The following is a 26,898-nucleotide window of genomic DNA, read 5'->3' on the forward strand; positions in this document are numbered from 1 at the left end:
CTCTTCGTCGAGGCGCCGGTCCTTGGCGTCTCGGCTCGCCTGGCTGGAGGTAACGCAGAATGAACGGCAGTGCGAGGCAGACCGCATCACACGAGGTGCCCCCGGGCACACGCTTGGTGTTGTACGCCTGTCTGCCCGCGTCACTCGGTGAGGCCGCCGACCACAGCGTGGCCAGCGCCCGGCGGTACATGGCCGATGCCGGGTGGGAGGCGGTCGAGACGTACGTCGACCGGGCGGCACCGTTCGAGAGCCGCGCCCTGTGCGAGGGCTGGCACAACGCTTTGGCCGCGGTCGAGCAGGGGAAGGCGGCCGGGGTCGTCACCCCTCTGCTCGTGATGCTGGGCCATCTGGAGGGGGACAGGGCGAACCTCGCCGCCTGGCAGGCCCGGACCGGGGCGCTGATCACGACGCCGTGGGCGGTCGTCGACGCCGCCGTCTCCATGGACCTCCGGCGGTTGGCGGCGTGATGGCCACCGTGCGGCAGGGGTTTCTCCGGCAGCTGCTGGGCCAGGCCGGATGGGTGCTGCGGCATCCGGCGAAGTACGTCGGCCGGTTCGGCTTCGGCGCCCTTCAGGTGCTGTTCCTGCCCGCCCTGGCGACCGGCACCACTTTGACCATGCTCTACACGGGCCCGCTCCGATAGCTCCGGCCCGTGTCCTCGGCTCCCCTCTCCGGATGCTCCGAATCCATTTCCCCCACGGAATCCGGTCAGTCCGGAGAGGGGTCGCACCGCAGGGTGCGAACGCAGGAACTGGCCGCGCGGCGATGCCATGCGCCGGCCGGGCAGCACGACGAACCGTTCGGATCCTTCCGACAGAAGAGGAAGTGCCATGACCGTAACCACGCTCAGCCCGATCACGACGACCACCACCGAGGTGTCCACCGCGACGACCACCACCGAGGTGCCCGCCGACCCGTTCGACATCGACCTGACCATCGTCACGGAGGTCGACGCCGACCTGCTTCCCAAGGCGTGCGGCACCGGTGACGGGTGCAATCCGTCCTGTGCCTCGTCCTGCACGAGCGCCGTCTGACGACAACTCGTGCACGGGGTCGGGGGCGCTGCCGCTCCCGACCTCGCCCGTTCACAGCACTGATGACTGATGGCGGAGGCACTGGAAATGGGAAGCGACGGAAAGCTCTACCAGCACACGGGCGTGGCCCTGCTCCGGGCCGCCGCGATGCCGCTGACGAATCTTCCGGGATGGTGGCCCGATCCGTCCGACACGGAGGCGTGCGGCAGGTGGCTGAAGCAGGTGTGGGCCGACGTGCGGTTCGCCGACGCGGTCCGGCAGGCGAGTGGCGATCTCGCCACTCGCGTCGACGCGATCTGCGCCGGACAGTCGGCACGACCCAAGCAGGTCCGGCGCGCTGCCATGGCCACCGTCCGCTACGTGCTGCGCGCCACCGGGCGACCTACCCCGTTCGGCCTTTTCGCGGGCGTCGCACCGGTCAGCGTGGGCTCCACGCCGTACGTGAGATGGGGAGACGCGAATCGGGCCGTGGCGCGGGTCGACACCGAGTGGCTGGACGACGTCATCGTCCGTCTGGAAGCACGCCCCGACTTGCTGGAGCGCGTGGACGTGGTCCTGAACGACCTGGCGGTGCGTCGCGGCGGACGCCTGCACGTCCCGCACGGCGGACCGATGGGGGCCACCGTCCGACGCACCAGCGCGGTCCATGTGATCGAGGACCTCGCGCGTCAGCCGGTCCGCTTCACCGCCCTCGCCGAGCAATTGGCTGCCTCCTTCCCCCGAACCGAGCCGAAGGCCATCGACGCACTGCTCGGCGCGTTGGTACGCGAGAAGTTCCTGATCACCAGCCTGCGCGCGCCGATGACCGACACCGATCCGCTCTCCCACCTGATCGAGCGGCTGCACGGCGCCGACGCGGGCGCGGTCCCCGAAGTCGCACAGGTTCTGCACGAGCTCGAAGCGGTGCAACGCGCCGTACACGAGCACAACCGACTTCCGGCGAACCGCCAAGGGCCGCAACGGCAGGCGCTGGCAGCGCGGTTGCGTCGGCTTTCCGACGCGGGCCGCCGTCCCCTGGCTGTCGACCTGCTGCTGGACGCGGAGGCGCGGATTCCCGAAAGTGTCGCGCGGGAAATGGAGAGCGCGGCCGATGTGCTGCTGCGGTTGACGCGTCGGCCGACAGGCCAGGGTGTGTGGAAGGAGTACCAGGTCGCGTTCTGGGAGCGGTACGGGACTGGCACGCTGGTGCCGGTGAAGGAGGTCGTCGACCCAGCGGCCGGGCTAGGCTACCCGGCCGAGTACCCCGGCAGCCGCATGACCGCGCCGCCTCCGGCGCTCTCCGAGCGTGACGAGCGGCTGCTGGCACTGGCCTGGCAGGCACTGGCCGACGGCAGTAGAGAGATCGTCCTCACCGACGACCTGATCGACCACCTGGCCGACGAGGAGCCGACCGGGCAGGGGGCACCGCCCCACGTGGAGATGTGCGCGCGCCTGCACGCCGACAGCCTGTGCGCCCTGGAACGCGGGAACTTCACGCTTACGGTGACACCGGCACGCTCCGCGGGAACGCTCACCTCCCGTTTCACTCCGGTCGCCACCGGCACGGAACTGGACGAGATCTACAGCCAAGTCCCCGCGGGCGTCGAGAACGCGCTGACCGCGCAGCTGTCCTTCCCGCCGCTGTACCCGCACACAGAGAACGTCGCCCGGGTCCCCGCGTATCTCCCGCACGTGATTCCGTTGGGCGAGCACCGCGGCCCCGACGACGTCGCGCCAACACTCATCGACGTCGACGACCTCGCGGTCACGGCCACGCACAACCGCCTCTACCTGGTCAGCATCTCCCGCCGCCGTGTGGTGGACCCGCAGGTCTTCCACGCCATGGCCCTGGACAAGCAACCCCCGCCCATGGCCCGATTCCTAGCCCACCTGACCCGCGCCTTCGGCCCCGCCTGGACCGGCTTCGACTGGGGGCCCAGGGCGCACGGCTGCCGTTCCTGCCGCGCGTGCGCTACGGGCGCGCGATCCTCTCTCCCAGCCGCTGGCACCTGACCGCCGAAGCCCTTCCAGGCCGTGGCGCGGACATGCGGGAGTGGACGGACGCCCTCGGCCGGTGGCGGAAGCGGTGGCACTGCCACGGCGCCGTCGAGCTGCGGGAGGACGACCGGACACGACGGCTGCAGCTCGATGTGCCGGCCCACACTGCCGTCCTGCGCGCCCACCTGGACCGGGAAGGCCAGGCCGTGCTCACCGAGGCGCCGCCCGAGGAGAGCTACGGCTGGATCGGCGGCCACGTCCACGCCCTCGGACCCGTACCGGGGGAGGTGCGGGCACCCTGGCTGAACGCCAAGATCTACACCCACCCCGACCAGTTCGAGGAGCTGATCGGCACCCACCTCGCACGGCTCGTGGCCCAGCTCCCGGACGCACTCGAATGGTGGTTCGTCCGCTACCGCACCCCGCACGACCTCGACCACCTGCGCCTGCGCATCCGCACCAGCAGCCCGGGGCAGTACGCCGCCTGCACCGAGCTGGTCGCCCGATGGGCCACCGGACTACGCCACGAGGGGCTCAGCAGCAGGCTGGTGTTCGACACGTACACCCCGGAGATCGGCCGCTACGGCCCAGGCGCGGCTCTGCGCACTGCCGAGGCGGTGTTCACGGCCGACTCGGCCTACGCCCTCGCCACCCTGCAGGGCCTGAGAGCCGACCCCGTCGACGGACGCGCGCTGGCCGCGGTCGGCATGGTGGACATCGTCTGCGCCCTGCTCGGTCCCGACGAGGGCATGCGATGGCTGACGAACCGTCCTGTGCCTCCCGCTCATGTCGAGCGAGGCGTCAGTGACCAGGCCATCAGCCTCGTTCGCCGCGCGACACCCCGAGCCCGCGGCTGGGGCGACGCGCTCGCCCAGGCGTGGCACAGCCGCGCCGTGGCCCTGGCGCTGTATCGCGAGCGAATCGCCGAGAGCATGGACCTCGACTCCGTCCTGGAATCTCTCCTGCACTTGCACCACAACCGCCTGCGCGGCCTGGACCGGAAGGACGAGAGGATCTGCCGGCACCTGGCGCGTCAGTCCGCCGTCGCGTGGGCCGCCTGGCCGGGGGAGAACCGCTGATGAACAACGACGCACTGCCGACACCCACCAGGCCCGGCTGGGGACAGTCGCTGTACTCCGGCGCGGCGGGAGTCGCCCTGCTGCATGCCGTCAGGGCCCGCAGCGGCGAAGAAGACCCGGACGCGCTCCGGCCGTGGGCCGCCGCCATGGTCAAGGGCCCGATCCAGGCCGCCTCCGAAGCATGCGGACTGTACGAGGGCGCCGCTGCCGTCGCCTACGTCCTCAGCTTCTCGCACACGAGCACCGCCGCACGCGCCCTGGCGATCCTGGACAGACACGTCGCAGACGTCACGCGCCACCGCCTCGGGCAGGCACACGCCCGCATCGACCGCGGCGCGCTGCCCACCCTGGGCGAGTACGACCTCATCAACGGACTGACCGGGTTGGGCGCGTACCACCTGCACCGCGGCCACAAGACGGAACTGCGAGACACCCTCGCCTACCTGGTGCGACTGACCGAACCGATCACCATCGACGCGCAACCCCTGCCCGGCTGGTGGACCAGCGACAGCCCCGATCTGCGCCCATCGCCACGCTGGCCCGGCGGACACGGCAACCTCGGCCTCGCCCACGGCATCGCCGGACCGCTCGCGCTGCTGGCCACGGCCCTGCGCCACGGCCACACGGTGCCAGGACAGACGCAAGCCATCACCCGGATCTGCGACTGGCTCGACCACTGGCGTACCGGCACCGGCTCGCACACCTGGTGGCCGGGCCTGATCACCCGAGACGAACACCGACGCGGCAAGCTCCAGAGCCCAGGACCGACACGCCCGTCCTGGTGCTACGGCGCCCCCGGCATCGCCCGCGCCCAACAACTCGCCGGCATCGCCCTCGGCAACCGGGACCGGCAACGCCAGGCCGAACAGGCCCTCGCCGGATGCCTGGCCGACGACCGGCAGCTCGCCCAGCTCACCGACGCATCCCTCTGCCACGGCTGGGCGGGGCTCATACAGACCGTCTCCCGCGCCTCCGCCGATGCCATCGACGACGAACTCGCGGCGAGTCTGCCCCACCTGCACGCCCGGCTCGACGAGCACCTAGACCAGGGCGGACTACCGCACGGAGCCGGTCTCATGGACGGCACGGCAGGCATCCACCTGGTCCGTCTCACCAGCCCCGTCAACACGGCGCTCACCGTTCCCTGGGACCGCTGCATGCTCCTCGCGGGATGACGTCGCGAACCGCACCCGCCCACCAGAGCACATGAGTACGATCTGCCCTCGCCGTACGCACGGCCGGGCACCTTCCGAAAGGACGCGATGAACACGGACACCGGCGCCTCCCCCGAGGACCTGCGCAACCGCCTGGTCGACGCCATCCTGAAGCAGGACCCCTCCGGCCTCCGCGACGCACGCGTCGAGACCGCCATGCGGACCGTACCCCGCCACGGCTTCCTCCCCGACGCGCCCCTCCAGGAGGCGTATGCCAACAAGAGCGTCACGATCAAGGAGAACCCCGACGAGGACGCACTCCCGCTGAGCTGCGCCTCCCAGCCCGACGTCGTGCACTTCATGCTCGTCCAACTCGCGGTTCGCGAAGGCGACAACGTCTTCGAGATCGGGGCCGGCTCCGGCTACAACGCCGCCCTGCTCAAACACCTCGCCGGACCGTCGGGACACGTCACCACGTGCGACATCGACCCCGACGTGACCGCCTACACCCGCCGCATGCTGGACACGAACGGATACGGCGACGTCCGCGTGGTCACCAGGGACGGCGCCCTCGGTGCCGAGGAGTTCGGCCCCTACGACCGCATGATCGCCGCCGTCGGCATGTGGGACCTCCCCGGAACCTGGTGGGACCAGCTCGCCGTCGGCGGACGCCTCGTCGTCCCGCTGCGATGGCGCGGGCTGTCGCGGTCCGTGGCGTTCCGACGCGAGAAGGACCGGATGACGTCCGACTCCGTGAAGATGTGCGGTTTCCTCCCGGTGATCGGCCAGGACGGAGAGCGGAACGACTACATCGACGACGACCGGTTCGTCAGGCTCTACTGGGACGAGGACCAGCCCATCGTCCCGGAACTCCTGCGTGACGCCCTCACCCGACCGAAGACGGTCGTCTGGACCGACGCGACGGTCGGCCCCGTCGAGTCCTTCGACGGCGTCTGGCTGCGCCTGAGTGCCACCGAGCGAGCGACCTGCCGTATCACCGCGAATCCCGCAGCGATGGAGGCCGGCCTTCACCGCCCCGCCTCGCCCGCCCTGAGCCCCGCTCTCGTCGAGGGTGACTCCATCGCGTACTTCACCCTGGAGCGCACCGCCGAAGACCCGGGCACCGAACCCCGGTTCCGGCTGGGAGCCGTCGGCTACGGCCCGGCCGGCGCCGATCTCGCCGAGCGGATCTGCGCGCAGATCCGCGCCTGGAGCCCGGCCAGGACCGTGGAACCTGCGGTCACGGCCTACCCCGCGGACACACCGGACAGCGACCTCGCTGACGGAGCCGTGATCGACCGGCCTTCCGTACGGCTCGTCATCACCTACTGACGTCAGTGGGGGCGGCCACGGCGGGCACCAGCTTCCGCAAGGCGCGGTGGCCGCTCCCCTATCGACCCCAGCCACGAACTGGTCAATCGGCTCGGGGCCTACTCGGCGTCGCGGATCGTGGCCTCGGGTCCAGTCGGTACGGTAGACCTCGTACCAGCACTCTCGCTCTTCTTGCCCGCCTCGATGGAGGCGTAGCGTCGCCGTTGCAGCTCCTCCCGTTCAACGTCGGGGATCGTCATCGACTCGGCAAGCACGGCCGCGAGCGCGCCCACTTGCGTGTTGTCCATGTCAGCGTGGAAGAGCCACCGGATGTTCTCGTCGCGCGTGATGAGGTCGATCGCCAAGCGCGCGCTCTTGTCCTGTGTGGTCGTTGCTCGGACGTATCGCACTTGGTCAGCAGGGATGTCTTGCCGGATCTCGGCTTGCTCAAGGAACGCGTTCGTCTTGGCCGTGATGATGCGGCGATCCGTGACGGCGACCAGTGTCTTTGCCGCAGTCTTGTCCCTTGCTGCCGCCAATTTGTCCTTCGCTCCACCGACGATCGCAGAAACGGGACCGAGGGCATCCAGCTGATCGGGGAAGCCAAGGACACGCAGGGTCTCACCGTCCTCAAGGAGCCATCGCAGGATGCGAAGGTACGGCTCGCCATCCAGCGATTCAGGTGCGCAGACGACGCCCGGAGCCTCAAGCGGGGGAGCCGGCGGATGGAGAGCGTCGGCAAGAGGCTCGATCGCCTCCAGGAGACGAGCGGAGGTCTCTCGGGCTGCCTTCACGTCCTTCCGCTTCCCCGGCAGCGGCCACGTGTCGGGTCCGGGGAGTTCGGCGGTGATCCGCAGCTCCCGCGTCAGCGCGTCGACGAGGCTCGTCGATTCGGCGAGAGCGGAGTCGAACCCCGCGCGGGTGTCACGCGCGATGACCTCGGCGTACTGCGCCTCGGCGGCGTCTTCGCGTCCAGCGGCTCTCGCTCTTGCGGCGCGGAGCGCGTGATACCCGGTCCATGCCTTGAGGGAGGACAAGAGGGCGTAGGCATCGAAGGCGATCGCCTCGGCGTTCGTCTGCAGATATTCACGGTGGCTGCGTGCGTCGGCCCGACCGATCTGCCTGACGTGGTCGCGGACGTTCTCCTGGTAGAGCTCAAGCTGCTTGTGCAGCAGCGCTCCGCTGCCCGCGACGTCTTCCCACAAGGACGTCGGTACCGATTCGATCTCTCGCGCTTGGTCGACCGCGCGATCGATGGCGGCGACGAGCCCCGTCAGTTCAGCCCACTGTTCTTTGCGGATGGCGGTGAGGACCTGACTGGTCACCGCGAGGTTGGTCCTGACGAGGCCCGAGACCTCACTCAACATCATCTGAAGGCCGACCATGGCCAGCGCAGGCCCGATCGAGGCCGCGGTCTGCGCCTTGCTCACCGCATTCACGGAGTAGAAGCGGGCCTGACGCAGGAAGCGGCCAGGAATCATCACCGTTCCGAGGTTCCCGCCGTCCTTGACGGCGAGCGTCGCGCCGCTGTTCAGGAGGGCCTGTGTCGTGGCGTCGATCCTGTAGAGCCCCTGAACACTGGCGAACGCGTTTCCGAGATTGCCGAGCACGGTCGCGGCGTTCCCGATCGAGGCGAGGATCGCTGAGATCTGCTTGCGGTCGGCAGCCGGCACGATGCCGAAGTCGATCAGATCGGGCTTCAGCTCCGGTGGGACCTCACCGGCGACGACAGCCACTCCTGGGAGCACCTCCACTAGGACCGTCGACACCGTCGTCGAATCGATGTCCGAGTCGGACGTCGGATCGTCCACAACAGGTGAATCGACGGTATCGCCCCGGCCGTTCTCCTCAGGCTCGGCGATCTCCATCGAGTCCGAAGGGTCCTGCATGCGTTCTCCTCCCCCGCAGACGCGCGCAACGGCCGGACCTCGTCGGCGTTGGCTGCCGAAGTCTACGGCTCAACGCCCCACGATTCAGCCCGAATCCGACGGACTGATTCCGGACCGGATGGTGCCGGGCATAGGTGCACCCGACGTCGCAAGACCGCCCCCGGCGGCGCTTGTCGGTCGCCCAAGCAGGGCTACCAGCAGCCGAAGCTTCTTCACTCGCTCATTGGCGGCAGATTGATGAGCTTTGTAAGCTGCGCGGGCGGCCGCCCGGGGGTGATCAGAACCGCCGAAGCACGCGTCAGTCGAATGTCAGCCCGCACGCCCTCGGGACCGTCCCTCACCGTCGCGCGGGCCGGATGAGAAACCTGCACCTGGGGGCCGCGCTGACAGGATCGGCACATGCTTATCAACCCTCGCCCCGGCGCAGAACGGAAGCACATCCGGCAGGTCCTCAGCGGCGTCCACAGCACCGCGATGAACCTGCAGCGGCCGTATCTCACCGCCTTCGAGGGGCTGTGGACGTATCTGGAGTGGGCCACGGAGTCCGCGCGAATGCTGCGCTCCCAGATCAGCGACCGGGACCTCGACGTTCTGAACGTCCGCATCGTCGAAATCGCCGGACTAATTGATCGCTTGCAGGGACCCAGGGAGCTGACAGAGTGGCGCTCCGTTACTGGCCAGAGCCTTGGAGGGAAGCATGTCGACGTCCGAAATCGGGTATCGCGTGGTGCGTCATGGAGACAAGGCGCCGAAAGACGGGACGCTATGGCGTACCGAAGCGAAGTCACGCAGCAGGGTAGCGGCGGGCGATCGTCCAGCACTCCAGGAGGTTCTGTTCTGCCTGCGTGCCGATCTCGTGGATAGCATCCGCGTGTCCAGGTGGGATGACCTGGGCGATCCGATCACCCGGGAGATGGTTCGCGACGAGATCCGGTATCACCGAGCGACACTGACCGTGGCCGGTGATGTCATCGAACCCGATCACCCTCTGCGGAACACCGAGCGAGGTGTTCGCAACCAGGTTCAGGCTACCTGCGCTGCACTTCGGGCACTTCTTCCTCGCCAACGAGGCAAGCAGGGCCAGTTGGACATCGGCCGCGGCCTGAGCAAGAACGAAGTGGTGCGGCTCGCACACAAGTTGCACGTCGGGTTTCAACTGACGCTGGCACAGACTGCGGACCTCCTCAACCAAGCGGGCTACATGTGGGATGGCGTGCAGGGTGAGCGGGACTTCAACAAGCAGGTCGTTCACCGGCTCCTCCAAGACGCGTGCTGGGACGACGATGCCCCCCGGACGGTCGATGGCGAGCGGATCCGTACCAGTGGGAGGTCACATCAAGTTCTCCAGGAGTTCGAGGTGATGGCCGTCTACGGACCAGACGACGAACGAGATCACCTCACGCGATCGAGGGACGTCCAGAACATCGCGACGGCGCACGACCACCTCTTCGCCTTCTCCTTCACCCCGAGCACTCCGGACTTCGGGCTCACAGACCTTGTCCACCTCGTGACCACACCCGTGCCTGTCCGCACCCTCTACGTAGCCGACTCTTCCCTCTTTCCCAGCGAATTGGACCGGCTGGTCGCGTACAGGTGGGTCGAACACTTCGGCGTCCAGGTTCTGGAGGCGGGCAAGTCGGTGAAGTCGACCGTTGAAGGTTCCGGACAAGAGCGAGTTCTGCGGGAGGTGATCAAAACGTTCGCTGCCCTTCGGATGCACGACAGCCACACCGTGATCGAGACCACCCGGTCCATCGATCACGCGAGGGCCGTCGCGAAGCGCCTGCGGAGCCAGGCGGGGTACTCGTATGAGGAGATCGCTCGTCACCTCGCGCTGGAAGCGATTCCCACGCGGAAGCGCAGCGGCGACTGGGGCAGAAGCGCTGTCATGGATCTAGTGTCCGGTGATGTCGCCTCATGACGAACGCCCGACGTGATGCTCGTCGAGAGCGCGCGCTGACCCGACTTCTCACGCATGCAGGCGTCACGCTGAGCCGGCACGCCCTGTCCCGGGCGAAGGAGCTCGGTTTCGATGAGAGTGAAGTGCTGCGGTGCGTCATGTCTCCCGAGCAAACCTACGGAGGCGACCCGAAGTACCCAGGTGCCCGGCGCGTCCACCAGCGTCGAGATTGCACCTGCGTCATCGACACGGCGACCCGAACGGTGGTGACAGTGCTGCTACGCAATACGGGCCTATGGCAACACGGAACCCATACCAGGTGGGACATGCCTCGTGCTTGGTCAAGTTGAGCGCGGGTCATAGGCTCTCCGCCTCCTTCCGATGTGGAAAAGCGCCCCGGGATCTGACTCGTACTCTGCCCGGGGCGCTGTCACGTCGTTTCCCGCCACCCCTGCCGCTCCAGTGCCCGCAGGTCGAACCGCTTCCGCAGGTCGGCCAGCCCTGGTGGCACTTCATCCATGCGGGCACCGGGGAGCGCCGTGTGACCCGTGATGAGAGCGATCCGAGGGCCCGACTCCTCGGCGACCACCTCGTCGTCCGTCTCAAGCGCTTCTTCGATGCGGCCAGGCAGAGACGGAGCCGAAGGGAGGTCGTCATTGGTGTGCAGCCACTCCATGCCCATCAGCAGCGTCGAGGCGTACGAGTCCTGAGGATGCCCCGACCACACTGTCGGGCAGTGCACCAGGCACGACAGCGGCTTACTTTCGGCCAGTACGTCGCGGTAGCCGTTCTTACCCTTCACAATCAGCTCGTCGATCTGCTGGGCAGGGGCGATCGTGATGCCGAGCAGGGGCTGCTGCTGACACGGCTCAAGTCTCTTACACGGCCATGGCTCAGCCCGTTTACCCTGCAGGCAGTTGTAGAAGGCGTACAGCGGGACCGGCAGGACGTTACCGTTCCGGCCTTCCCGTCGCGCGGCCTCGACCAGCAACCGACTCTGCCGAATCCTGCCGTCTGATCCTCTCCGGATCTTGCGCTTGAGTTCCTCGTAGCGTTCGCCGGGGTGGTAGAGGCGCTTGGCCTGAATCCAGAGGCGCACCCACGACGAGTCGCTCCGCTGGATCCACCACTCCCAGTCGGCGCCGTTTCCTCGCTCCTCGTGCGGCTTGAACCTAACCACCCGCCAGAAACGCGGGTCCACATGTGCAAGCTCCGTCAGAAGCAGGTCGGTGAGGGTCGTCTCGTACGCCTCGAACCCAACGGCACGTGCTCTCGCCATGCGGCGGTGCGTGGCACGAGCCTGTTTGGCCAGGGCCTTCGCCAGGTGGCACGCCTCCGGCCGCCCAGCCATCAAGTTCTCGATCACGTGGTGGATGTGCTTCACGGAACCTGTGCGGGATCCCGGTGGTGGAGAAATGGGGGGAAGTTGACGGCGGCCATGACAAGCTCCCCATAGGCGGTCATTTACCGCCCCACTGATGGCCACGGGATTCCCCACGTACGGCCAGATATCTCCCCGCTCGCATTGGACGCATCCCGCTCAGCGAGGCTCGGGCGGGTGAAGAACAGCAGGGAGATCATGGAGATCCTTGAGGCGTACGACCTCACGGGCAGTTACCGCGCTGCGGCCGAACTGACCGGCGTCGACCACCACACGGTGGCCCGCTATGTGAAGATGCGGGCCGCCGGCCAGCACCCGGACCAGCGCCGTCACCGGGCCCGCGCGATCGACGACTATCTGCCGAAGATCGAGGAACTGGTGGTCCGCTCGCACGGCAAGATCCGCGCGGACGTGGTGCACAAGAGGATCGTCGCGATGGGCTTCACCGGCGGGGAACGCACCACCCGCCGCACCGTTGCCGAGGCGAAAGCCCAGTTCAGGGCTGGTCGGCGGCGGGTCTATCGACCGTGGGTGACCGAGCCGGGGCTGTGGATTCAGTACGACTTCGGCGACGGACCGACCATCGCCGGCCGCAAGACCATTTTGTGGTGCGCCTGGCTGGCCTGGTCCCGCTTCCGCATCGTGATCCCGATCTGGGACAAGACGCTGCCGACGGTCACCTCGTGTCTGGACGCGACGTTCCGCCGGATCGGCGGGGTGCCGGCCTACGTCCTGACGGACAACGAGAAGACGGTCACCACCGACCACGTTGCCGGGATCGCCGTCCGCAACCCGGAGATCGTCGAGGTCGCCCGGCACTACGGCACGACCATACGCACCTGCCTGCCCGCGGACCCAGAGACGAAGGGCGGTTCCGAGGCGACGGTCCGGATCGCGAAGGCCGACCTGGTGCCGAAGGACGTCAACCTGCGCGACCACTACAAGACCTTCGGCGAGCTGGAGGCGGCCTGCCGCGCGTTCTGCGACGAGGTCAACTCCCGCACCCACCGGGCGACTCGGCGCAAGCCCATCGAGCGGCTCGCCGAGGAACGACAGCGGCTGCACCCACTGCCGAGGAGGCCGTTCACCGCCGCGTTCGGCACCACCCGGCGGGTGAACTGGGAGTCCACTATCTCGGTCGAAGGGGTCCGCTACTCGGTTCCGCACGAACTGATCGACAACCGGGTCTGGGCCCGGTTCCACGGCGACGAGCTGATCGTCACCGCGGTCGGCGAGGACGGCTCGGCCCTCGAGGCCGCCCGCCACCGCCGCGGGCAGCCGGGCACCCCGGTCCTGGACGACGCCCACTACCCGCCGCGGGAGAACAAGGACAACGACCGCACCCCGAAGGCCACTTCGGCTGAGGAGGCTGCCTTCCTCCAGCTCGGTCCCGGGGCCGCGTCCTGGCTGGTTGAAGCCGGGGCCAGCGGGGTCCGCCGCATCAAGGCGAAGATGGCCGAGGCCGTCGCCCTGTCCAAGCTCTACTCGGTGGCCGAGGTCGACCGAGCCCTGGGCACCGCCGCGGTCACCGGCCGGTTCGCGGACAAGGACCTGCTGTCCATCGTCGACTACCAGGCCACCCGCGAGCACACCGAACCCGTCCGCCGCAGCGAGGAACACTCCCTGCAGCCTGGCACCTCCGCCTGGTCCTCTTTCGGCCTGCCCGCCCAGCCCGCCTCCGACGTCTCCGAGCACGACGAAAGCGATCCCGCCTGATGGCCACCCCACTTCGCACCGTTCCCGGCACCAACGGCGACCCGCTCGCCGAGGCCATCGAGCTGACCCGGCGGCTCAAACTCCCGCACCTGCGTCGGGTATTGGCCGACCTGATCCCCACCGCCAAGGCCCAACGCTGGGACCCGGCCGAGGTCGTCCGCGTCCTGCTGGCCGAGGAGGCCGCCGGCCGCGACCGGGCCAACCTCCACACCCGCCGCAAGCGGGCCGGCTTCCCCACCGGCAAGACCTTCGGCGACTGGGACGAGACCAAGTCCGCCATCCCCCGCCCCACCCAGGACGCCCTCAAGTCCCTGGAATGGATCGGCCGGCGGGAGAACTTCTGCATCTGCGGGCCCTCCGGCACCGGCAAGAGCCACTTCACCGAGGCCCTCGGCCAGACCGCCATCGAGGCCGGGCTGACCGTCTCCTGGTTCACCATCGAGGACCTCGGAGCCCTGGTCCGTCGGCACCGCGCGGACGACTCGATCGCCCGAGCCCTCGCGAAGATCATCCGCTCGGACCTGATCATCGTCGACGACATCGGCCTCCTGCCGGTCTCGCCGGACGCTGCCGAAGGCTTCTACCGCCTGGTCGATGCCGCCTACGAACGCCGGTCGGTCGCCGTCAGCAGCAACCTTCACCCCTCCGGATTCGACGAGATCATGCCCAAGACCCTGGCCACCGCGACGGTCGACCGGCTCATGCACCACGCTCACATCGTCGTCACTCAGGGTGACAGTTACCGGCTCACCCAGGCCACCAGCGGACAGGGGGTGAAGCCCTTCAGCTGACCCGACCGACCCGAGGGCGGGGAATTATCTGGCCGCCACCGGGGACATCTCGATGGCCGCCAGCGGGGCGAACTTCTGGCCGCCTACGGGGAGAACGAAATGGCCGTTGACAGGAAGTGGCGGCGACGTCAATGAATCTCCCTGTTGCGGCTCCGCCTTGATCTCTGGACGCTCGCTCGGCGCTGTACTGACCCTGCGCACCTACCGTACGGTCACGACCTGTTTCACATCGACGAGTTGACGAGTCGGAAGGCGGCCAACTCGCGGACACTCGACGCTACGTCACGTTATGTCCCAGGAACCACACTGCGAACGCCGACCAGGTGACCACGAAGGCCACGTACCCAGGGCGAGTGTCTCTGTCGTCCGGTGCGATCAGTGGCCGAGCGCCGACCATGCGGCGTGTCCGAGAGCTGCGAGGCTGGCCAGTACTCCGACGGCCGGCAGGGGCCAGCGGGTGCGTTCCAGGGCAGTGACCCTGTCGCCGAGTTCCTCGACGGTCTTGTCGATCTGGTCGGATCGCTGTGCGATCAGGGCAAGTTGGCCGCTGATGCGCGCCGGCCCGACTTCGAGGGCGCGGCGGAGCGCAGCCAGTTCAAGGGCGACCTCTCCGTCGGGCATGGCGTGGCTCCTACGGTCAGTTGGTCGTGGACGTGGATGCGGGGTCGGTTCTCGCCGGGAGCCAGGAGGCGGTCCCGGTACGGCCGAGAAGGGTGCCGACGGCACGCAGCGCGTCCTCCGGCGAATGTGCGGCAGTCCGTGTGCCGTCACTCATGTCGTCCTCCATCTCAACAGGCGCGCCGGCTGCGCGAGGGTGAGGCTGAGGGCAGCATGGTGCACTGACAACGGGCGCAGGTGCTCGCCCGGTTCGGTGGACGCGGCCGACATACGGACCGCGTAGAGCGTGCTCGTTCCTCGCTACTGGATTCACTGTCAGAGAAGCCGGAACGACCGAGTTCGCTGGCAAACGCCTTGATTGGATGATGAAAGACACAGTTCGCCACAGGCAGACAGGGAAGATCCCGAAACGACTGGTCAGCAGCTGCGCAGCTATGTCAACCTGCAACACCTTGCCGGAGGGCCTGGTCAACGAGGTGATGCCAGTGATCCTGGAGCCAGTGTTCCGCCCTACGAGCCCATGGAGGCGCCCCTGCTCCCGCACCACTCCAACGACCGCTCCCGACCAAACCTGCCGGACCCGGTGTACTGGGTCACCCCGCGTCATCTGGCCGGTGACGACGGTGTGCTCGCCGAGCGGATCGGCGACACCCTGTCCGACCTCGGCTGGCGTATGTGGCCCACATCCCGTCACACCCTTCTCTAAGCCCGGATGGGCTGTGTGGGGCCGAGTGGATCCTCGCGGCCTATCCGTTCGAGCTGGGCGGTCTGCCCGTTGCCTGGCAACTGAGCGCCCGCGGCCATGCCGCCTCCGCGATGCCGCAGTGGAACGCGTACTTCACCACGGGCGTCTCCCACGAGGCGCTTGCCGATCTCCTCGTGGCGATCGACGCCCGTGAGGGACCCGACGTCGGCTTCGAGGGGCCCGAGACGGTCCTCGACGCGCTGAGTGCCCGGGGTTGGATCCGCGATGTGGATCGCCCCCGCACCAATGCGACAGACCCCGGGTTCTCCGCCTGCCTCTCTCTGGAGATGCTGCCGCCGCTCATCGAGGACGCCGACCCGCGTCCTGACCTGGTGGGCTGGCAGGCGTGGGCAGACCCCGTTCCGGGCGCCCCGTACCTGTGGTGTGCCAGCTTCAGCGCCAGCGTCCCCCATGACCTGGTCGCCGCGTTCGCGTCCTCACTCGCCTCCCCGGTCCCGGTGCCTCGCCACACTGTGCCCGAGAGCGCTGAGGAGCGGCTCACTGTCATCCGCCGCGACTGACAGCCCCTGCCCCCAGAGGATCCGCTGTTGTGCGGCTCGTCGCCGATCTCCCGAGTGGCAGCAGGTCAGACGTATGAGGCGTGTTCCACGCGCCTGCCCGATGACAGAGAAGGAGAAAGTCGTGTTCTTTCGACGCGTACGCGAGGACCGTGCGTTCCGTGAAGCCCAGCGTGCGGGCTACGAGCTGCTCCGGCGGCTGCAGACCGCCCAGCCGTGGCCCGGCTGCCTCGAGCCGACTCCAACGGCCCCTGCCGCAGAGGAAGTGGCGGTGCCCGACCTCCTGCCGCCGACGTTGCGGGTGCCGTCGCGCCATGAGGTGGCCGGGGTGATGATGCGCTGGCTGCAGCCGCTCGTCGTCGACGGCGAGGTCCGCACGTGCCCCGGGTGCGGCGCGTACCGGGACTGGATCGTCTTCTGCCTGCGCGACGACTCGGTGTGGCTGCGTTGTCGGGCGGGCCACGAGACGAAGGAGCCCGGCCTGGATGCGGCCTGGTTCAACCGCCACCCGGTCCCGTCGGCCGGTTCCACCCCACTCGCGAAGAGGGCCTGCGCCACCTCGGCCATTCACCTCCATCGCCCCCGGCCTGAAGCGCTTCCGTTAACCGGTGTCCGCGTCGAGGGGCCCGCAGCCACGCATGGCGACGTGGTGCGGGACCCCTCGCAGGCAGCAGACCTCTGCTCAGCTGCAGGCCGTGGCCGACGGCGGGGGGCCGAACTGCTTCTTCTCGCCCGGTTTCGCGGCTTTCAGCTCCGCGATCAAGGCTTCGCTAGTCTGGCCGGTCATCTTGTCTTCCAGACTGAAGTTGGGGCTGTCACGGTGGGCTTCCTCGCGCGCCTCCGAAGCGGAGCGCGACCTGCCTTCCAACTCGCCTTCCCCGATCACCTTGTTGTCGAAGGGAATGGTGGAGTCCACGCCGAGGCCGCGCCACTTCGCGGGAACCGGTGCGTCGCCGGGGCTGCAGCGAGCCTCCTCCCACACGATGGCCATGATGTATCTGTGGCTCACCTCAAGGCGGGGGGCGTCGTGGCCGGCCATCTTCACCTTGTTCGACATGTCCGCGTCGGTGAAGTGCCAGCCGAAGGCCGAGTACGAGAACGACTGCGGGGCCGGCTTGTCGCCTTCAGCGCGGGACCAGAGGACCTTGTCGACTGTGAGCGTCACATCCCGCGGGATCAGTCCCTCGCCGCGCTCGGCCGCCGCCCGGCCGGGGTCGTTCTCCTTCTCCGCCGTAACGGTGACGGCCACTACGTGATCGGCGTAGGTCACCCACTCCGACGCTGTCTGGTTGGGCAAATGGTCGCTGCCGTGAGCCAGCATGATCGGTTCCTCCGCCGCCGAGTTCTGCGCGATGAAGGTGGCGGCAGTGGTGATGGTTGCTGCGGCGACTGCACCGAGAGCAGCAATGCGCATGGCGCCTTTCACTTGATTGTCCTCTCGGCTTTTGTCAGTTGGGCTTGGTGTAGTGGGCGTTGATGTTGTCCTCTTGGTTGTCGCCAAGTGGCTCGTAGTAGTCGACGGGCGTCTGCATGCAGCCGAGGGCATTGTTGGTTTTCAGCAACTGAGGCGAAGCGTCGTCTCCGTGCAGGAGGCCGACCGCGTGCCCGGTCTCATGGCAACTGAGGCCCGGAGTGTAGGAGCCGGCTCCCCTGATGCGAACGTACTGTTGGTCGCATTCGTACTCAGCTGCGGGGCTGTCGTCGTTGCACCAGGTCAACCCATCAGCATCATCCGGAATACCGGTGCTGCCCTCCTGGTAGATAATGTCCGTCTCCGCATCCCCGGAGAACGTCGGATTTGAGTCGTAGTAAATGGCGAGATCGGTCGGCGAATACTCGGAAGCCAGCATGTCTCTGACGACATCCTTGTCGCCCGCTTCGAGTTCGTACTCGCCGCTGCTGTCCATGTAGTAGTACACGGATCCGTTGTCTGTCTGGCAGACAACCGGGCCGCTGAAGATGCCGGGCTCGCTGCAACTCGGGGAGTAATTGCCCGACGGGACGAGGTTGTCGGTGACGGCGGCCCACGCGACTCCGGCGCCGAGCAGCACCCCGGCCAGGGCGATGGTGAGCACGTTCCTGGCCCGGCGCCAGGTGGGTTTCGATCCGGGTTGTTGCACAGTCTCCCCTTGCGCGTCTCACGGGTTGGGCATTGCTGAAGCTCAAAGCCCGACCACCGGATGCGCGGGCGTCCGCAGGTGCCAAACGCTTCGAGATATGCCCGACTCCTCCGACAGTCGCATAATATGAACGTACATTCGAGCACCTGTCAACGGATTGTGGAGCTTTATGAGCACACCTCATGCCGCTTGCGCGCGCTCGCCCCAGGCACGTCGCGAACGGTTCCGTGCCACCGCGAACGTTTCCCGGGCCTACTCCGTCGTAGGTGAAACGAGGAAGGGCTGCGCATGACAGGAAGGCGCGGAGCGAAGCGAGTGGACAGCGACAGCGTCGGCTCGTCGGCCGACGTGGCGGTGGACACCGGCCGGATACGGGCGGTGCTCGCCCTGGGCGGGGTGCCCCTGGACGCACTGGACGACGGGATACAGCAGGTCAGGCTGAAGCTGCTCGAAGAGCAGGCCAACCCTGCCGCCGCAGAGATCCGTAATCAGTCGGCATGGGTTGCCGTGGTCGCCTCCCGCGTCGCCGCAGACTGGCACCGGGCCCGGAAGAAGGACGTGGGCCTCCGCGATCGGCTGGCCGCGCGGTGGTTGCGGCGTCCGCCGACGGATCACCCCGAGGAGGACCGGCTCCTCGCCCTGACGGTGGCGGAGGGCCTGGAGGGTCTGCCCACGGCGCAGCGACAGGTGCTCGCCCTGCGCTTTTACGCCGACCTGACTGTCCGGGACATCGCGCTGCAACTGGACATCCCGGAGGGCACGGTCAAGAGCCGGCTGCACGCGGCCATCTCCGCCATGCGAACGCGGCTCAATGAGATGGAGGTGATCTGAGGTGACGCATGTGACCAAGACCGAAGAGGAGAAGCTGCGGCGCGCCCTCGCCATGATCGGTGAGGAGGCGGGCCGGGACGAGGTGGTCCCGGAGCCACGCGCCCGAACCACCCCTTGGTGGCGGCACTGGGGGACGGTCACCGGGGGGCTGGTCACTGCGGCGGCGCTCTGTGCCGGCGTCCTGGTGCTGGCGCTCGACGACGACAAGCCCGCCGGACCCTCCGGTGCCAACCAGAGCGGACAGGGCCAGACGCTCGACGAATGGATCGCCTGCGCCCGGGTGATCGCCGAGGGCGACGTAGCTGCGGTACGCGACAGCGAGAAGCCCGGCAGGGTCATCGTCACCTTCGAGGTGGACGACTGGATCAAACCCGCACAGGGCGCCAAGCACGTCGACCTCGACCTCGTCGACCCCACGGAGGCACGCGTCCACCCGTCCTGGAGAGTGGGCACGCATGCTCTGATCGTGGTACCCGAACGCCATGACTTGCCGACCGATACGTTCGAGGGTGCCCAACTGGGCGAGTACCGCGATCGGATCGAGCGCGCACTACCCAAGGCCCCGGAGGCCGGATGCCCGCCGTACTGGCAGGAACCACAGGGCCGTTGATGGCTTCGGAGGCAGCGGAATTGCGCCCGGCGAGCCACGCCGCGGGACGGGAAGACCTGCGCCTCGGCGAATCCGGCAAGCCTGCAGGCGGCCCGCAGCCGCATCATCTCCGGCTCGCCGGCCAGCTCTTCCTCGTCCTTCCACTCCTCCTGCTTGGTCTCGGTTAACTGCCGTCCTTTCCGACAGAGTCGCTCAGTGGAGTTAGCTGCTGACCTTCACCGCCGACGGGCGCAGCAGCATCGTCAAGCAGACGGCCGTCCGCACCGGGACGGTGGTCGTCGTGGTCTCCGGTGCCCCGGCCTTGTTGATGCCCAAGTGCGCAAGGCGGTCGCCAAGGTCACAGCGGTGGCTCACGGGGTGATGAGGCGGGATCGGCAGGCACGGACGGCGCCGCATCTCCCAGGGCCAAGGCCCGCTCCTAGAACGCCAGATCCCCGCCCTGGTCTCGGAGATGCCTGACGTTCCCCACTGTGTAAGCCCCGGGGCATGGGCGAGCTTAACCGCCCTCGCCCCTGGAGGCCGGAGCCAACAAGGCCAGCTGCCAGGGGGGCCGCCGTGTCAGGCCAGTTCGGTCAAGTTCTGCGCGAGGGAGCGGACTTCGGGCGTGAGGCCGTCAAGGATGTCCCGCCTGTAGGGGGTGTTGGGTCGGGCAGCGAGGTCTTGGACCGTAGCCCAGTTCTCGGCGACCACCCGGAGAGCCTGCTGCGCTTGCTGGACGGCATTCCGCCGGTGGACGAGGAACTCTTCAGCGCGCTCGTGGGCCTGCTCCCAGGTGATGTCTCCCCGCTCGACGAACTGGGCCAGGGGCGGGGCGGGATCACCGTCGGAGAGGCGGAGAGCATCCGTGTGCTGCACGGACTGCCGGAGCTGTTCTTCGTGTTGCCGTTGGTCGAGCGCAGTTATGGCATCGTCGAGGGTGCGGAGGCCCTCGCTGACCTGTTCGGCAAGGTCGGGGGCATGCTCGCGCAGGCGGCCGTGCTGGGCCTGGACCTCGGCGGCGCGGGCCTGGTGTTCGCAGACGGTGCTGTAGGCGGCATCGAGGCTGAGCTTGCCGCTGCGGACCTGCTCGGCGAGGTGGGGGTTGTGTTTGAGGACCGTGACCGCGTTGGAGAGGCGGGTCAGGCTGATGCTGTGGACCTTGGCCTGGTGGCGCAGCGAGTGTTCCGAAAAGGAACGGGCCATCGCAACGATCATCGCCTGCTGGCCCTTGCTGATGTGCCGGCGGCGCAGGTTGCGGGCGAGGATCAGCCCCTTGGGGTCGCTGCCGGTGTACGTCGTGAAACGCGGCTCGACGCCGGCGATCTCGCAGGCGGCCAGACGGTTACGTCCGTCGAGGAGTACGCCGTCGGCGCTCAGGACGATGGCCTCGTGCTGGCCCTCGGTCTTGATGGACTCGGCCAGGTCGTGCAGCTCGTCGGCGCTGAACATCGGGAACACGCTCGCGGTGGGGTGGGGCTGGATGATGTGCTCCTTGTCGGGTCGGGTGCAGGTGGCGCGCCGCAGATGTCCTGCGGCGGCGTAAGGCCGGGGACGGGGCTGTTGCCGTTGATCGTTCGTCATCGTGGCTTCGGTGGTTCTCGGTAGCGGGTGCGAGGTGTGCGCGGCCGCTGCGTGAGGGGGCTGGTGCTCACCGCGACCGGTGAGTGCGGGATGGCGGTGGCGCGGATGTGGGGGGTGTCGCGGCGGTGGCCCGCGCTGTGGACAGGACGTGGGGGAGTCGGGGGCTCCGGGCTTGGGCGACTCGTGCACCTAGGCCGGGGGCGTGACGGTCGCCGAGGCGTTGGATGCGCCAGACGAGAACTTCGGATGCCGATTTGGCGTCGCTCAAGGGGCGTTGCTGGGCTGCCTGTCGGAGGGCGGTTACGGGGTTGTGGCCTGCGGCTTCGGCGGTGGCGAGGGCAGCGGTGAGTGCGGGCCAGGCAGCCTCGGTGAGGATCTGTCCGGAATGGGAGGGCAGGACCTCGTGCAGCGTGCGGGCGTACCGGTGGACTGTGCTCTCGGAAGGACGACGCCCGGCGAGTACGGCGAGGCTGGTGGGGGCGAGCTGGTTGTAGGCGGCCTGGAGATGGATGAGCGTTTGGCGGGCGGCGACCACCTGCCAGTCGTGGTGTTGCAGCGCGCTGCGGCGCTGGGCTGCGAGGACGACGAGAACGGCGACGTCCAGGAGCATGGCCAGGCCGGTGTGGTCCGCGGGCTGGTAGCGCATGTCTTTCAGAGCGCCACGCAGGGCGCGGGCGTGCCGGTGGTCGGCGCGGGCACGGGTGTGGGCGGCGTGCTCGAAGGCGACGGCGGCGCGGTGTAGTTCGGCCTTGAGATGGACGGGGGCGTGGGCGGGCAAGGCGTAGAGGACTTCACTGAAGACGGTCAGGTGGGCTTGTGCGGCGCTGTCGTCGGCGTGATCAAGGTGGTGGGGGATACGTTCTGCGGCCGCGGTGGCCTGGTGCCAAGGGCTGCGGCGGTGGTCGGCTGGTGAGGCTGCACTTGCGGTGTGCGCTTCGGCTGCGGCCAGACGCTGCTGGATCTGGGGGAGGGACAGGTCGGTGGCGAGGCTGGAGCCGGAGTGCCAGATGGGTGTGCCGTCGTCAGGCAGGGCGACCTTGTAGCCGCCGAGGTCGCCGGAGGGCAGAGTGCGCGTTTCAACCTGAAGGCCGGCGTCGGCGAGCAGGTTGAAGAACTCGTCCAGGTCCTTCGCGTGGGAGAGCGCTGTGCGCGCGGTGTGCCGAAGCTGCTCGCGAGCCGTCTTGTCGTGGCCCAGCCGTTTGGCCTTCTCCTGCTCGGCGCGGGTGGGGCGCTTCGCCGCCGGAGTGCCGGAGGCGGCTTCGGGGCCGCGCGGAACCCGGGTGAGGCCGAAGTCCTTCTCGATCCTGGCGATTTCGGCCATGGCCCGGTGGTAGTCGTTCCAGTTCCGCGGCGGCCGCAGATCGCCGCGGACTTTGGTGGCGACGATGTGGATGTGGTCGTCCGCGTGGCGCACGGCCACCCACCGGCAGCCGTCCGGATCGTCCTCCGGCGCGATGCCGGTCGCATGGACCATGCGCTTGGCGATCGTCGCCCACTCGTCATCGGTCAGGATGCGGTCCTCCGGCGCGGCGCGCACCGAGCAGTGCCACACGTGCCCCTCGGGTGCCTTGTCGCCGGCCTGCTCGACCCGCAGATCCAGGGCCTTGGTGAGCTGGCCGAGCCGCTGCTTGTGCCCGGGGCTGTCATACGGACCGGGGTCAGGAACGAAGCCATCCCAGGAAGCGACGATGTGCTGGTCGGTGTGTTCGTTGGCGCGGCCCCTGTCGAAGAGGTAAGCCAGGACGCCGTAGGTGTTGTTGCCCGGCTTGACGATGTTCGCGATCAACTCAGGCCGCCCGCCTTCTGCCCGGCTGCCCGGAAGGCTGCGTCGTCGATCGCCCGGACCGTGTCGTGGGCGGTGGCGAGCAGGCGCTCGGCCCGCTGAAGGATCGCGGCGTCCACAGGGTGTGGATCGCCGCCCGAGTTGAGGCGGCGGGCGATCTGGTTAACGTTGTTGCCGATCCGGGCGATCTGCGCCCTCATCGCGGCGAGCTCGTCGACCGCATCGTCGTAGACGGTGCGAGGGGCGGCGACGGTGATCTCACCGCGGACGCGGGACATGGTGGCGTCGGCGATGTATCGCGCCATGGTCACGTGCTCGGCTTTCGCCACCGACTGGATGTCGTGCTTCTCGTGCGGCGCGAAGCGCGCGGTGACGTGCTCGGAGCGCTGCGCGTCGAGGTTCGCACGGCGGTACGGCGTACGCGGCTTGACCCCCAAGACGAGAGCGGTCGGCTGATTGCCGGCGCCCACTTCCTCCTGCTCCGGCACGCCCTCGTGCCGGAGCTGCTCCTCCGCCACCCCCGAGGCGGAGGAGTTCGCGATGGACCGGCCTATGGACGGTCCATCGCCATTGCTTGCTGCGCGTGTGACGGGAGTGGTGACCATCTGCTCTTGGGAGATGTGGAGTTCGGGGTAGTGGTCGCGCACGACGCGATGTCCTTGAGTCGGGGATGCGGTGGTGGTGGGTTCAGGCGGCGCGCGGTTGCGTGTTGAGCTCGGCGAACTGCTCGGCCGCGAGGTCGAGCAGATCCACCAGGCGCCGCTCCGGGAGGCGAGCCGCGGAGGCCAGGACGCCGTCGATGCGCGGGTCGACGGTGCTGACGGCATCCCGGCCGCACGGCCTGGTTGCCACGAGCCGGAAAGCGGGCAGTAGCCCTCCTCGGCCAGCCAGGCGCGGGCCCTGCCGCGCTGTCGCTCATCGCGGAACCGGTGGTACCGGCGCCAGGAGTTCTCGTCACCGGCGAGGACGTCCTTGAAGCACCGGAAGGCACCCCGCCCGCCGATGGCGATCCGCAGCCGGTCGGCAAGGGCGGTGTCCCCGACCCCTTCGATGAACAGCTCCATGTCCTGGTAACCGGCCCGGGACCCCAGAGCCGGAACATACAGCCATCGCTCGGGATCGTCGTCCTCCTCAGCCTCCGGCCCAGGCTCCAGCTCATCGGTGAACGCAGGCCGGCACTCCCCGGTGGACAGATCGACCCGGCCACCGGACTCGGCCGGGTCGCCCTCCAGCAGCATGGCGAGCATCTCCAGATCGACCGCGAGCGGGCGCAGGAAAGGGACCGTCGCGTCTCCCGCGGCCGCACGCAACCGCTCCGCCCATTCCTCATCGCCCCGGAAGCCGCGCTCCTGGAGCGCGCCGAGAAACAGGGCCGCCATCTCCGCAGCCCCCGGCAGGCCCTGTGCCGCGGTCCCGGCCACACCCTCGCCGGCCAGCTGCAGCACCTCACGCACGGGTCCACGACGCAACGCCGCAAGCAGCGTCACCCCGTCCTGCGCGTGGAGCGCACCACGCAGGGCCCGCAGCCCGTCCTCGACCCATCCCTCAGCCACGGCCCCGACGGTAACGCGTCACCAAGGACGTATCACGCCGGAACCGTCGGTTTCCCTCTGCCCGGCGCCCGGGGCAGGCGGTGTCACCCGGTCAGCGGCGCCGCCTGCGGCCGCTCTTGCCTGAGGAGCGCCGAGCCTTCGGGGCGCGGCCGACGCGGGCGCCGTGGGTACCCAGTGCTCGGGCCGCCAGCTGCCGGAGCTCGTCGAGTCCGGCCCGGTCCGGGTGGGCGGAGTCCAACGCGGCGGCAACCGCGTCCGTGGCCTGGGGACCCTGGGCACGCAGCATCTCCTCGGCGCCGTCCCCGCCGCCCGCCAACTCCACGAGCTGAAGCAGGCTCTCGGCGAGCACCAGCAGCTGCTCGGCGTCGGTCATGTCCTCGGGGGACAGCAACTCACGGTGCGCCAGCGCGTTCAGCGCCAGCGGCGCCAGCTGTGTGTCTCGCCGCAGCGTGCGCAGCAGCTCCTCTCCCTCACCGTCCAACGCCACCGACAACACGTCCAGCATCGCCTGCGCACGCGTGCGGAAGGTCATGGTCCTTACGGCGTAGGTCAGTTGCCGCAGGGCACCTTCCCGCTCGCCACGGGCCGTGATCCAGTCGGCCGGCTCCGTGCGGGCGGCGTCCGGGTCGTAGTCCTCGGCCAGCACCCCCAGCAGGCCGGCCGCCGACGCCTGGGCCAGTTCACCGACCACCGGTGCGTCCCTGCCGGCCGCCAGCAACCGCTGTCGTACGGCCCGGGTACCGAGTTCGGTGAGACGGATGAGCTCGACCGGCCCGGCGGTCAGCTCCTCTCGCCGGGTATCGGCACGCTCCCGCGCCGCCGGGTCCGTTGCCGCCCCCGCGCCGCCCAGCAGCTCCGCGAGTTCCGGCGGCACGTCCGCGGCCAGCTCGGGGCCGGCATCGGAGAGATCGATGTCGAGGAACACCGGATCGGCCATCCCACGGTCACGCTCGATCGCGCCCAGGTCGTCCAGCAGGTCGAGCACCGCGCGCAGGTCCCGGTCGGCGTGCTCGAACCACATCCGGTGCTGAGGGTCCGACCCGGCGTCGAGCTGGAAGGAGTCCGATAGGCCAGGTGTACCGTGTCGCGCAGCCGCGGCCAGGGCATCGGGTACGGCAGGCTGTAGAGCGTGTTCAGCACGTCGTCCAGGACGTCCTCGTAGACGTCGAAGAGCATCGACTCGACGTGCCGGCCGCTGTGCGTCCCGATCAGAGCCTGCCGCAGTTCGAAGCACGCGTCGAAGGCGCGCAGCCACAGTTGGAGCGGGTCGGCCAGCACCGGCCGGGCCTTGGCCACCGCGTACAACCGCCCCTTGACCACCCGGACCAGGCGCGCCTTCTTCGCCCACTCCACCAGCAGTCCCATTCGCGGCAGGTCGGCCGAAGATCGCGCCCCCTCGATCTTGTCGCCGGTGCCGAGTACGTCCACCAGCTCAGGGGCCTCCGCCATCCGCAGCCGTCCCGTCGCCGTCACCGGTCGGCCGCCCTGCCCCGCCCATTCGGTGAGTCCGCGCAACCGCGCCACGGTCGTCGACGCTTCGGCCCGTCGGCGCAGTTCGTCGTCCGGGGGAAGCGTCACGGGCAGTTGCGGCTCGGCTCGGGCCACGCCGGACAGCGCGCGGCCGGTCAGCCGCCGTTCCATGATCGCGGCGAGAGCCTGCTGATCGTGGGCGACCGCCCCGCGCTGCACCCGGTCCGCGAAGCGCTGAAACGCCGCCCCGTCCTGGACGTCCACGCCCTGCTCCGCGGCCGTCATCGCCCAGAACTTCGCCAGTCCCCAGCGAGTGCGGTCCGTCATCGCCGCCGGATGGCGGTCCGCGACCCTGTCGACCGTACCAAGGGAATCCTGGAGTGAGGGGCCGCGCGGGTCCGCCAACTGCGCGGCGTGCAGAAAGCGCAGCAGCGTGCCCAATGTGCCCGGGGCGTCGGCGCGTTCCTCCCCGGGAAGCTCGGTGACCTGCTGGGGAAGCCAGGAGAGAAGGAACTCCTCCACATGGCGCGACTCCCACAACCCCAGTCGGCCGTCGGCAGTCGCCTGGTGCCGGTAGTCCAGTGCCGTCTCAGCCGTGAACCCGTCCACCGGCAGCCCCTGCTCCCCGGCCCACCGGACGAGGCGGTCCACCAGCAGCCCGCACGCCGCCTCGAACTCTTCCTCGGCCTCGGGTTCGAACCGCATCCGCATGAAATTCGTCCACCCTGTCAGCGGCAGTCCTTGCCGCTCCACGCTATCGGCCTCAGGGGCCGGACACGGTGGTTGTCACCCACAGCCACCGCGGCTTCGAACCTCCTTGCGGGGAACCAGACTTCGCCGTACGGCCGCACGGCAGGG

At 68.8% G+C, this 26,898-nt stretch carries 22 protein-coding genes and 1 pseudogene; 13 read left to right on the plus strand and 10 right to left on the minus strand.

Annotation, left to right across the window (positions count from 1 at the left end):
* Positions 1–59 precede the first annotated feature (59 nt).
* From PYR72_RS22460 to fxlM, 7 genes are all read left to right on the plus strand, one after another.
* Positions 60–467 (plus strand): hypothetical protein, encoded by a 408-nt coding sequence (locus PYR72_RS22460; protein ID WP_275456972.1) that lies wholly within the window; start codon positions 60–62, stop codon positions 465–467.
* The gene (locus tag PYR72_RS22465; protein ID WP_275460680.1) at positions 464–643 is read left to right on the plus strand and encodes a hypothetical protein; all 180 of its coding nucleotides are present in this window, start codon (positions 464–466) and stop codon (positions 641–643) included. The genes PYR72_RS22460 and PYR72_RS22465 overlap by 4 nt, the downstream gene beginning before the upstream one ends.
* A gap of 187 nt (positions 644–830) precedes the next feature.
* Complete coding sequence (locus PYR72_RS22470; protein WP_275456973.1) at positions 831–1,034, plus strand: FxLD family lanthipeptide; 204 nt, start codon at positions 831–833, stop codon at positions 1,032–1,034.
* A gap of 87 nt (positions 1,035–1,121) precedes the next feature.
* Positions 1,122–3,026, plus strand: coding sequence for a lantibiotic dehydratase family protein (locus PYR72_RS22475; RefSeq protein WP_275456974.1), 1,905 nt, complete (start codon positions 1,122–1,124; stop codon positions 3,024–3,026).
* Positions 2,981–4,090, plus strand: a complete 1,110-nt coding sequence (locus tag PYR72_RS22480; RefSeq protein WP_275456975.1) for a lantibiotic dehydratase — start codon at positions 2,981–2,983, stop codon at positions 4,088–4,090. The genes PYR72_RS22475 and PYR72_RS22480 overlap by 46 nt, the downstream gene beginning before the upstream one ends.
* A complete protein-coding gene (locus tag PYR72_RS22485; RefSeq protein WP_275456976.1) occupies positions 4,090–5,265 on the plus strand; it encodes a lanthionine synthetase C family protein in 1,176 nt (391 codons plus the stop codon). Before PYR72_RS22480 ends, PYR72_RS22485 begins: the two co-directional genes overlap by 1 nt.
* Before the next feature lie 87 nt (positions 5,266–5,352).
* Positions 5,353–6,576, plus strand: coding sequence for a methyltransferase, FxLD system (fxlM, locus tag PYR72_RS22490; RefSeq protein WP_275456977.1), 1,224 nt, complete (start codon positions 5,353–5,355; stop codon positions 6,574–6,576).
* A 98-nt stretch (positions 6,577–6,674) separates the two neighbouring features.
* Here the strand turns inward: fxlM and PYR72_RS22495 are convergent, their stop codons facing one another.
* A complete protein-coding gene (locus PYR72_RS22495; protein WP_275456978.1) occupies positions 6,675–8,444 on the minus strand; it encodes a hypothetical protein in 1,770 nt (589 codons plus the stop codon).
* 697 nt (positions 8,445–9,141) lie between these two features.
* Here PYR72_RS22495 and PYR72_RS22500 point away from each other — a divergent pair.
* Complete coding sequence (locus PYR72_RS22500; RefSeq protein WP_275456979.1) at positions 9,142–10,365, plus strand: hypothetical protein; 1,224 nt, start codon at positions 9,142–9,144, stop codon at positions 10,363–10,365.
* A 409-nt stretch (positions 10,366–10,774) separates the two neighbouring features.
* Here PYR72_RS22500 and PYR72_RS22505 read toward each other — a convergent pair whose 3' ends face one another.
* The gene (locus tag PYR72_RS22505) at positions 10,775–11,728 is read right to left on the minus strand and encodes a DUF6615 family protein (RefSeq protein WP_275456980.1); all 954 of its coding nucleotides are present in this window, start codon (positions 11,726–11,728) and stop codon (positions 10,775–10,777) included.
* A gap of 174 nt (positions 11,729–11,902) precedes the next feature.
* On the opposite strand from PYR72_RS22505, the gene istA reads away from it, so the two are divergent.
* Together istA and istB are read left to right on the plus strand one after the other, a co-directional pair.
* Positions 11,903–13,441 carry an IS21 family transposase gene (istA, locus tag PYR72_RS22510; RefSeq protein ID WP_275454083.1) on the plus strand — a complete coding sequence of 513 codons (1,539 nt, stop codon included), beginning with the start codon at positions 11,903–11,905 and terminating at the stop codon, positions 13,439–13,441.
* Positions 13,441–14,232, plus strand: a complete 792-nt coding sequence (gene istB, locus PYR72_RS22515) for an IS21-like element helper ATPase IstB (RefSeq protein ID WP_137311230.1) — start codon at positions 13,441–13,443, stop codon at positions 14,230–14,232. The genes istA and istB overlap by 1 nt, the downstream gene beginning before the upstream one ends.
* A 375-nt stretch (positions 14,233–14,607) precedes the next feature.
* Here istB and PYR72_RS22520 read toward each other — a convergent pair whose 3' ends face one another.
* Together PYR72_RS22520 and PYR72_RS22525 are read right to left on the minus strand one after the other, a co-directional pair.
* On the minus strand, positions 14,608–14,853 hold the full coding sequence (locus tag PYR72_RS22520; protein WP_275456981.1) for a hypothetical protein: 246 nt from the start codon (positions 14,851–14,853) through the stop codon (positions 14,608–14,610).
* 16 nt (positions 14,854–14,869) lie between these two features.
* Positions 14,870–15,007: a hypothetical protein gene (locus tag PYR72_RS22525; protein WP_275456982.1), complete on the minus strand. Its 138-nt coding sequence runs from the start codon at positions 15,005–15,007 to the stop codon at positions 14,870–14,872.
* Between the two features lie 426 nt (positions 15,008–15,433).
* Here PYR72_RS22525 and PYR72_RS22530 point away from each other — a divergent pair.
* Positions 15,434–16,116 (plus strand): annotated as a pseudogene (locus PYR72_RS22530) (DUF317 domain-containing protein).
* Positions 16,117–16,795: 679 nt separating this feature from the next.
* Here the strand turns inward: PYR72_RS22530 and PYR72_RS22535 are convergent.
* Together PYR72_RS22535 and PYR72_RS22540 are read right to left on the minus strand one after the other, a co-directional pair.
* Complete coding sequence (locus PYR72_RS22535; protein WP_275456983.1) at positions 16,796–17,539, minus strand: hypothetical protein; 744 nt, start codon at positions 17,537–17,539, stop codon at positions 16,796–16,798.
* A gap of 22 nt (positions 17,540–17,561) precedes the next feature.
* Positions 17,562–18,188 (minus strand): hypothetical protein, encoded by a 627-nt coding sequence (locus PYR72_RS22540; protein WP_275456984.1) that lies wholly within the window; start codon positions 18,186–18,188, stop codon positions 17,562–17,564.
* 333 nt (positions 18,189–18,521) lie between these two features.
* On the opposite strand from PYR72_RS22540, the gene PYR72_RS22545 reads away from it, so the two are divergent.
* Both PYR72_RS22545 and PYR72_RS22550 read left to right on the plus strand, forming a co-directional pair.
* A complete protein-coding gene (locus PYR72_RS22545) occupies positions 18,522–19,064 on the plus strand; it encodes a sigma-70 family RNA polymerase sigma factor (RefSeq protein WP_275456985.1) in 543 nt (180 codons plus the stop codon).
* Between the two features lie 10 nt (positions 19,065–19,074).
* Entirely contained in the window at positions 19,075–19,674 is a 600-nt protein-coding gene (locus tag PYR72_RS22550) for a hypothetical protein (RefSeq protein ID WP_275456986.1), read from the plus strand.
* Positions 19,675–20,232: 558 nt separating this feature from the next.
* Here PYR72_RS22550 and PYR72_RS22555 read toward each other — a convergent pair.
* The 4 genes from PYR72_RS22555 to PYR72_RS22570 form a co-directional block, all read right to left on the minus strand.
* Positions 20,233–21,234: a plasmid replication/partition related protein gene (locus PYR72_RS22555; protein WP_275456987.1), complete on the minus strand. Its 1,002-nt coding sequence runs from the start codon at positions 21,232–21,234 to the stop codon at positions 20,233–20,235.
* A gap of 67 nt (positions 21,235–21,301) precedes the next feature.
* Entirely contained in the window at positions 21,302–23,020 is a 1,719-nt protein-coding gene (locus PYR72_RS22560; RefSeq protein WP_275456988.1) for a relaxase/mobilization nuclease domain-containing protein, read from the minus strand.
* On the minus strand, positions 23,017–24,471 hold the full coding sequence (locus PYR72_RS22565; protein WP_275456989.1) for a UPF0158 family protein: 1,455 nt from the start codon (positions 24,469–24,471) through the stop codon (positions 23,017–23,019). The genes PYR72_RS22560 and PYR72_RS22565 overlap by 4 nt, the downstream gene beginning before the upstream one ends.
* A gap of 879 nt (positions 24,472–25,350) precedes the next feature.
* Complete coding sequence (locus tag PYR72_RS22570) at positions 25,351–26,751, minus strand: hypothetical protein (RefSeq protein ID WP_275456990.1); 1,401 nt, start codon at positions 26,749–26,751, stop codon at positions 25,351–25,353.
* Between the last annotated feature and the right edge of the window lie 147 nt (positions 26,752–26,898).

The sequence above is a fragment of the Streptomyces sp. VNUA24 genome, from assembly GCF_029167005.1.
In the GTDB taxonomy this organism is placed as follows: Bacteria; Actinomycetota; Actinomycetes; order Streptomycetales; family Streptomycetaceae; genus Streptomyces; species Streptomyces scabiei.

Coding starts and splice junctions, on each gene's coding strand:
- PYR72_RS22460 (WP_275456972.1), top strand. CDS start 60: ATGAACGGCAGTGCGAGGCAGACCGCATCACACGAGGTGCCCCCGGGC.
- PYR72_RS22470 (WP_275456973.1), top strand. CDS start 831: ATGACCGTAACCACGCTCAGCCCGATCACGACGACCACCACCGAGGTG.
- PYR72_RS22475 (WP_275456974.1), top strand. CDS start 1,122: ATGGGAAGCGACGGAAAGCTCTACCAGCACACGGGCGTGGCCCTGCTC.
- PYR72_RS22485 (WP_275456976.1), top strand. CDS start 4,090: ATGAACAACGACGCACTGCCGACACCCACCAGGCCCGGCTGGGGACAG.
- fxlM (WP_275456977.1), top strand. CDS start 5,353: ATGAACACGGACACCGGCGCCTCCCCCGAGGACCTGCGCAACCGCCTG.
- PYR72_RS22495 (WP_275456978.1), bottom strand. CDS start 8,444: ATGCAGGACCCTTCGGACTCGATGGAGATCGCCGAGCCTGAGGAGAAC.
- PYR72_RS22500 (WP_275456979.1), top strand. CDS start 9,142: ATGTCGACGTCCGAAATCGGGTATCGCGTGGTGCGTCATGGAGACAAG.
- istB (WP_137311230.1), top strand. CDS start 13,441: ATGGCCACCCCACTTCGCACCGTTCCCGGCACCAACGGCGACCCGCTC.
- PYR72_RS22520 (WP_275456981.1), bottom strand. CDS start 14,853: ATGCCCGACGGAGAGGTCGCCCTTGAACTGGCTGCGCTCCGCCGCGCC.
- PYR72_RS22525 (WP_275456982.1), bottom strand. CDS start 15,007: ATGAGTGACGGCACACGGACTGCCGCACATTCGCCGGAGGACGCGCTG.
- PYR72_RS22545 (WP_275456985.1), top strand. CDS start 18,522: ATGACAGGAAGGCGCGGAGCGAAGCGAGTGGACAGCGACAGCGTCGGC.
- PYR72_RS22555 (WP_275456987.1), bottom strand. CDS start 21,234: ATGACGAACGATCAACGGCAACAGCCCCGTCCCCGGCCTTACGCCGCC.
- PYR72_RS22570 (WP_275456990.1), bottom strand. CDS start 26,751: ATGCGGATGCGGTTCGAACCCGAGGCCGAGGAAGAGTTCGAGGCGGCG.